Origin of the sequence: Stieleria sedimenti, assembly GCF_025060895.1 — a bacterium.
GTDB lineage: Bacteria > Planctomycetota > Planctomycetia > Pirellulales > Pirellulaceae > Stieleria > Stieleria sedimenti.
Genome location: NZ_JANZKV010000315.1, coordinates 1 through 3543, shown reverse-complemented (window position 1 = coordinate 3543; position 3543 = coordinate 1). Strand labels below are relative to the sequence as shown.

The window sequence follows — 3543 nt, the reverse complement described above, 5'->3', positions numbered from 1 at the left end:
AAATCTTCGCTTCAAATAGCCATCAGTCGAAAAGTCCGTCTCAAGGAAGGCTTCCTGATCCTTATGCCATCCGATGACGCCGGCGATTGAAAAGTCCTTCGTCTCTCCGGTAAACGATAGGGCGGGAGTATCGCCTGCTCGAATCCAAGTCACGTCACCGCGTCGTTCATCCTCAAATTCGAACGTCCAGCTTCCCTCCATGTAATCGATCCAAGCCTCCTGCTTGGTCGTGACTCGTTTCAGCTCAACCAATGGCCAGTCGGGAAGTTTCTTGCCAGCTTGAAAAACATTAACCATCTGCCACTCAAAAGAATCGTCGCTCTTTGGCCGGTGAATCGATGTCCCAGCGTATCCACCATTGGTGGTGGAGGATTTCCACTTTAGGAGCCAGTCACCGTTTTCATGATGCCAAGATCCCCCGCCGAGAAATCCGCTTCCGCTTACCATGAAGTGAGAGATTTGCTCCTTTTCCGGATCCCAAGCAATGATGCCTCTCGATGGCGGTTGCGGCCTTCCGTCGATCACGCTTTCCGTCCTGATCTCGATTGCCGCACCACCCAAGATCCAATCGATCGTACGAGTCTCGCTAATCATCGCCCCTTTCTTGGATCCGACCTCTGGGATCGCCGCAGGAAGTTCGTGTTCCGCAGTCCATTGGCCAATGAGAAACTTGAGCGGCCGCAGCTTTTCGTGCGCTGTATCGTCAGCGACGGCTGGATCAAAGATGAAAAACGAAAGGGCGCAAATCACTACGGATTGGAAGGGCCTGGTCACTTCGGTGCTCCCGAGTTATTGGCGTTAAAACATCTGAAAGGATTTAAGAGCCGCCGGGTGGCTAAATTGTCACTCATCAGTGGGTCAGGTTCAAGCGATCGGCGGCAGTCTGGTCATTAGTTCAGTAGTCCGATGATTTGGCAGACTTGGCTGCACGGTCAATCATTCCGCCGGACTTTCGAGTTTTGTTGCAAACCTCTGCAGGAACGCTTCACGATACCACTCCCAATATCGATTCATCCACTTCGCATCGCATTGTTGCAAATGCTCAAGAGCGATCTGATACTCCTTCTCCGAGTAGCGGAGCAGTGCCAGTTGCATATTCGCGAAGGCGCTTGCTCGTCTATCCTCCGAAGAACAGGCCTCCGAGCATTTTTGCTCGTCAACGACGTAGTCCAACTTGTTTCGACTCCATACGATCGAAACGTCCTCCGATGATGCTTCACTCGACCACAACTCTGCTTGCTTCGCCGCGACGTCGCGATTCTGTAGCAGTAGCGGAATCTGGATCACCAGGAATCTCTCCGATGCCGTTTGAGCTCGTGGCACCAACTGCCGATAGATCTGCCACGCCGTTCTTCGATGTGCTTCATCCTCGGATAGCGCGTAGGCGTACGCGAACGCTGAGAGTTCCTCTGGCTCATTCCATTGCTTGAGATCAGCGTCGTATAGATTCTGCTCATGACCGTACTTCAGCAATCCTGCCGACACCCAATGAAGCTGAATCCCGTGTCCTGAGTGCAAGACTTCGAGCCATGCCAAAACAGCGCGCTCTGAATCATCAATGCGATCGTAGTAGACGGATCTGATGACGCTTCCGATGGAGTACGATGGATATTTTTCAAGTTCGACGGCGTATTTCTCTGCCAGTTGTTGGTATTCCGGGTCGGGTTCATCCAAGACGATCAAGGCCGTTCGGTAAACGTAAAAGCAGCATGAAAGAAGGAACCGGTTGTCGTCTGTCAGCAGCAATTCAGGGATTTTGATTTCTGCGATTGCTCGCATCATGGTCTCCCGGCTATCGGTTTCTTCGGCCAGGTGCGCAAGGGTCCCTGCCAGCATCGCACGAGCCATCAGCCAGGTCGGATTCCGCTCGACCACATCTCCGATCAGTGTGGCTGATTTCTCCAGATCGTAATAGAAAGATGCGTATCCCAAAAACAGCTTGTCGAAATCAGCGTATTTCCTGCTGGGGTTTGCGTTCTTCAGCTTCGCCGCAACGACAGCCCACTCATCGAACCGTCCGGTGTAGACAAGCGCGAGAGTGAGCATTGCGCTGGCCGAAAGATTGTCTGGTGATTTCGACAGAGCCGCTCGCAAATCTTCAATCGCCAGCTCGTTCTCGCCCCGATGAAAGTGGGCAACGCCGTTCAGTGTGAATTTCCAGTACAACGGAAACACATCATCACTCACCGACCCCGTCAATTGTTCCACTTTTTGGAGGTCACCGTGCACGGCGTAAAGGAGGCAAATTTCAACCAGCGACTTTTCGTATTCAAGGTTTGCTCTCCTCAGATCCTGATTGAGAACGTCAGCTTGCTGCCGAGCTTCTTTCGCGACTTTTTCCTTCTCCTCGGCCTCAGAAGCTTCCCGGTTGGCCCGCATCCTCTGGCTGTTCGTACTGGCCAGCCCCGCTGCTAGGACGGTAATCAGCAATGCAGTGACAGCAAGAGGCACACGGTTTCGCCTCACATACTTGGATGCGCGATAACGCAGCGTTGGTGGTCTGGCATCGACGGGCTCATTCGCTAAGTGCCTGGCGACGTCTTCGGCAAGTCTCTCGGGGGACTGGTAGCGTCGGCTACGGTCTTTCTCCAGTGCCTTCATTACCACCCAGTCAAGATCGCCTCGAATGATCGCGGAAAGACGATCTGGTGAAACGCTGCGATGTTTGGCAATCGCAGTGAGTTTTTCGCCAGAGGTACTCAGACGTGTGCTCGGCTTCAGTGGCTCGGACTCCTTGATCAGGCGCTGGATCTCGGCGTAACCCGCTTTGCGAAGCTGCTCGGATTCCAGCGGTGTGGAACCGGTCAGAAGTTCGTAGAGCAACACGCCCAAGGAATAAATGTCGCTGCGTGCGTCGACGTCCAGCCCGCTGATCTCGGCCTGCTCGGGACTCATGTATTGCGGCGTGCCGACCATTTGGCCGAAAGCTGTGAACAGTGTTTTCTCTGTGAGCTGTTGATTGATCGCCTTCGCCACTCCAAAGTCGATCACCTTTACAATGGGCTTGCCGTCATGCAGCGTCACCAGGATGTTGGAGGGCTTTAAGTCGCGGTGGATGATTCCCTTCTGGTGGGCGTGCTGAACTGCTCGGCAAACGGTCTGGAACAATGCGAGCCGCTCGTCCGTGGACAGTTGATTCTGATCGCAGTATTCCGTGAGGGGCACACCCTTTACCAACTCCATCACGAAGAAGGGTCGGCCCGATTCCGTCGCACCGCCATCGAGCACCTTGGCGATATTAGGGTGGTCCATCATTGCGAGCGCCTGCCGCTCGGCCTCGAATCGGGCCACCACGGCCTTGGTGTCCATCCCTGGCTTGATCACTTTCAGAGCGACCTTGCGGCGAACGGGGCGGTGCTGTTCTGCCATGAACACCACGCCGAAGCCGCCTTCGCCGATCTTCTGTAGCAGCTTGTACCGCCCGATCTGCTGACCCGACGCGATGTTCAACTCGCCCATGACTTCCGTTGAGGGCGGGTTGTTATTTGACTTTAGGAAGCTCTGTTCTTGCTCGTGCACCCGAAGCAATTCCTCGACCCGCTC

The 3543-nt window shown here is 54.3% G+C and carries 3 protein-coding genes; 1 reads left to right on the top strand and 2 read right to left on the bottom strand.

Translation table 11 applies throughout. The features are described from left to right. Positions 1-594: hypothetical protein (locus tag NZK35_RS31835; protein WP_259636571.1), on the bottom strand; the 594-nt coding region annotated here is incomplete at its 3' end. Positions 595-639: 45 nt separating this feature from the next. On the opposite strand from NZK35_RS31835, the gene NZK35_RS31830 reads away from it, so the two are divergent. Next, entirely contained in the window at positions 640-894 is a 255-nt protein-coding gene (locus tag NZK35_RS31830; protein ID WP_259636570.1) for a hypothetical protein, read from the top strand. A 42-nt stretch (positions 895-936) separates the two neighbouring features. Here the strand turns inward: NZK35_RS31830 and NZK35_RS31825 are convergent. After that, on the bottom strand, positions 937-3543 hold a 2607-nt coding region (locus NZK35_RS31825), incomplete at its 5' end, for a serine/threonine protein kinase (protein WP_259636569.1).